At 66.9% G+C, this 3249-nt stretch carries 3 protein-coding genes; all 3 read right to left on the reverse strand.

Annotated elements, in window-relative coordinates; genetic code table 11:
- The coding region (locus tag RIF68_RS32120; RefSeq protein WP_309054787.1) for a polysaccharide deacetylase family protein at positions 1-1007 on the reverse strand (1007 nt) is incomplete at its 3' end.
- A gap of 942 nt (positions 1008-1949) precedes the next feature.
- Positions 1950-2810 carry a uroporphyrinogen-III synthase gene (locus RIF68_RS32125; RefSeq protein WP_309054788.1) on the reverse strand — a complete coding sequence of 287 codons (861 nt, stop codon included), beginning with the start codon at positions 2808-2810 and terminating at the stop codon, positions 1950-1952.
- Positions 2800-3249 (reverse strand): SAM-dependent methyltransferase (locus tag RIF68_RS32130; RefSeq protein ID WP_309054789.1); only part of this gene is annotated, 450 nt, incomplete at its 5' end. The genes RIF68_RS32125 and RIF68_RS32130, both read right to left, overlap by 11 nt.

Consider the following 3249-nt stretch of genomic DNA (forward strand, 5'->3'; position numbering starts at 1 on the left):
CAGAACCAGAAAAGCCAGTCGTTGACGACACCTGGCATTACTGTCGCCGCGGAGAGAGTCCACGCGGTGGCATCATCGGCCAGTGCGGGCTCCGCCTGCGTTGTCGGAAGGTAGCCCTCCGGGAGGATGGGAGCCAACGTGGTGAAGGTGTAGCCCTGAGCCTTAGCGTCCGCAATCAGTTCCTTCAGCATGGCGACCGTTGCTGTCCGGTCTGTGCCTCCAGCATGCATGACCACGATGTGGCCCTTGCCATCCAGCTCTGGTAGCGGGACTGTCTCATCCGGCCCGTAGTTCCAGTCCCACGTGTCGAGGTCCATGTTCACGTGCAGGTAACCGAGTTGCTGCGCCTGGAGCAGTGCCAGCGGCTTCAGCTCCGGGTTGCCTTCCGGGAAGCGGAAAAGGCGCGTCCCATAGTCGCCGACGGATCGCATCGTCCGGTCGGTGCCGATAAGTTCCTCACGGTGTTGGAAAGTCGGGTTTTCCCAGTCGCTGAGATGTGTCATGGTGTGGTTTCCCACCATGTGTCCTTCTCGGACGGTGCGCCGGAAGACCTCCGGATTCTCCACGATGCTGGTGCCGGTGTCGAAGAACGTAGCAGGTACGTTCTCGGAGGCGAGGACGTCAAGAATCTGGGGCGTGAAGACATCATCCGGACCGTCGTCGAAGGTGAGCATCAACTGGCCGTCGGCAGGCCGCCCGAAGCGCTCCATGGCGTAGGGGCTGTCGCCGACCTTCCTGGCTTCCGACGCCGTCAGGACGCGGAAGACTTGGTCGCTGAAGGGGTCCTTCAGGACTGTTCGCCCCTCGGTGCGCTCCACTAGGGTCATCCGGACAAATGCGTAATCGGACAGTTCTCCGACAACTGGTATGGCATCGGGGTCACCGCTGTTCAACAGCTCTTTGGGATAGCTGAGCTCTTGGTTGAGTGGTTGATCCCAGGTCTGGTCCAGAGCTCTCGGTAGTATCCACGACACCGACCCGACGGCCATGCACAGAAGAACGATCAAACTGGCGAGAATCCGATACCATCGTTTTCCGCTCGGATCGAAGAAGACGGGGGGTGCGGCAGATCCCCCCGGTTCATCCGTACCCCGGGTCTTCCTGTTCCCACCGCGACCGCTACGGACCGGCAGAGAGCTGGGCCCACCACGTACTTTTGCCAATGTGCACTCGTTTCCCCGCACTTGATCCATCCCCCCGACAGACCAATTGACCCATCCCGTGGATGGGTCAACTACTTTCATGGTGACAGGAAACGTCCATTTTCTTGCATGCTTGAGTCAATAGCTCATGTACCCCCCTTGCTTGGCATCTCATGCATTTGTCCAAGTGAAGAGCAGCATTCTCCTAGAAAGGATGAACTCAGCGGGAGGCGTAGCGACGATTTTTGTCCCCTGAAGGGAGGTGTGGCGCCAGTAGATGTCCCCCAGGTTCCCCACAAATTGAGGTGTCAACTTTTCTTCTACCATGACTGTGTGTTGCGCCCGGGGGCGGACTGCAAGATCAGGTCAAGCATCTTCCGCGGGAAGGCCTGCGCATGTCGGCACACGAAAGACCTCGCTCATGGGCCGGAGCGTGAGAGGCCTGGTGCGCGACTCAGGTGGCTCGTGTAGCCATGAAGTCGAAGCCGTGCAACGACCGTTCGGCCCCAGGCCGTGCACGCTCAGCATCAGTTCACCTCTCGAAGTGCTCTGATCATGGCTGCTGATGGGTGACAGAGATCCGTCGGAATACCCCGATTCCGTCGTCTTACTCCCACCGCAGTTCAGCCGCCCCTCCCGTGCCGACGGGCCAAGTCGTCAACGAAGGGCCGTGCGCCATCACGACGATGATGCGATGGGTGCCGGTTGGTACAGTGCGCTTCTGCTGATCGATCAGGCGGTCAGTGGTCTGGCACGGGCTACCGACGGACAGAGGCGGCCGATGAAGTGCCCGGGTCCGAGAGCGGTTTAGGACCGCTCCAACTTCTCGGGGACGCCTGCGGGGCGGGCGAGGGTCTCCGTGAGCTGCTTGAGCATCGCGCCCATCCGGAACCGCTCGGGCACCAGCGGGGACAGGCCCAGCTCCTCGAGCGGGGCGGCGGTGACGGGGCCGACGGTCGCGGCGAGCATGCCCCCGCGGAACGCGGCCAGCAGCTCCTCGTGCAGCCCGAGCTCCTCGGCCGTGCTGAACAGCGCGTCCACGGCCGGGGCGGCGGTGAACGTGACCGCGTCGACCCGGCCGGCGGCGGCCTCGCGCACCAGCACCGGCACCTGCCCGGCGTCGTCGGCGGAGGCCCAGCGGTAGGGGGTCACGGTCAGCACCCGGGCGCCGGCGTCGGTGAGCCGGCGCCGCTGGGCGACGTCGGCGATCCCGTGCAGCTGCAGGCCGACCGTGCGCCCGGAGAGGTCACCGTCGTGCTCGGCGAGCACGAGGTCCACGAGCCCCCGGGTGGTCTCGTCGGCGGACATGCCCGCGTCCTCGAGGCCCAGACCGCGCACCGCGCCGCGGCCCTTCGGCCCGCGCACGTAGACCGCGGCCTCGTGCAGGCACAGCAGCAGCTCGGCGTCGAAGCCCTGGGCCTCGGCGGCGTCGTGCCACCGGCGCAGCCCGTAGCCGGTGGTGAGCAGGACCAGGTCCGGACGGGCCTCGAACATCGACCGCGAGGCCGCCGCGAGCCCGGCGTCCTCGCCGACCGGCTCGACCTTCAGCGCCGGGGCGTGGATCACCCGGGCGCCGCGCCGCTCGAGCGCGGCGATCTGGTCCTCGGAGCGGCGGTGCGCGGTGACGCCCACCACCCGCCCGGCCAGGGGCAGCTCCTCAGCAGCCATGCGCGGTCACCTCGGCGAGGAAGGCGTCCCGGTCCGCGCTCGCGAGGCGCACCACGGGCCCGATGACGACGACGGCGGGGGAGCCGCAGCCGGCCGCCGCGGTGTCCTCGACCGCACGGGCGAGGGTCGTGATCGTGGAGCGCTGCCGGTCGGTGAAGCCGCGCTCCACCACGGCCAGCGGGGTGGCGGGGTCCGCCCCGGAGCGGACGAGGCCGGCCACGAGGTGCGGGAGGGTGGCCACGCCCATGAGGACCACCAGTGTCCCGCCGGAGGCGCCGAGACCGGCGAAGTGGGCGAGCTCGGCCTCGGAGAACGGGACGTGGCCGGAGGCGACGGTGAACATGCGGGAGACCTCGCGGAAGGTCACGGGGATCCCGGCGGCCCCGGGCACGGAGACCGCGCTGGTGATCCCGGGGACCACGTCCACCGGGATGCCGTG

It is taken from the genome of Streptomyces sp. (assembly GCF_031178505.1).
GTDB classification, from domain to species: domain Bacteria; phylum Actinomycetota; class Actinomycetes; order Streptomycetales; family Streptomycetaceae; genus Streptomyces; species Streptomyces gulbargensis.